Here is a 264-nt window from a genome sequence, read left to right as displayed (position 1 = left end):
GCCTCGCCGCACAACCCGACCTTCGCCCCACATCGATGGGCTTCTTCGATCACGGTGCGCACCATCCACTTGAGCGCGTCGTTCTGCTCGTCGAAAAGGCCCGCCAGTTGCGCCGAGTCGCGGTCCACGCCGAGCGTGAGCTGCGTGAGATCGTTGCTGCCGATCGAGAAGCCGTCGAAGCGCTTCGCGAACTCCCGGGCGAGCACCACGTTGGACGGAATCTCGCACATCACATAAATCTCCAGGCCATCGCGCCCGCGCTCC

At 64.8% G+C, this 264-nt stretch carries 1 protein-coding gene; it reads right to left on the bottom strand.

Features of this window, described 5'->3' with window-relative positions:
- Nucleotides 1-264, bottom strand: a 264-nt coding sequence (locus SB816_RS32470) for a putative PEP-binding protein (RefSeq protein ID WP_410548308.1), incomplete at both ends; no start/stop codon positions are given.

This window comes from Achromobacter sp. SIMBA_011, from assembly GCF_046535435.1.
Classification (GTDB): Bacteria; Pseudomonadota; Gammaproteobacteria; order Burkholderiales; family Burkholderiaceae_B; genus Achromobacter; species Achromobacter dolens.
This window is presented reverse-complemented; position numbering and strand designations above follow the sequence as displayed.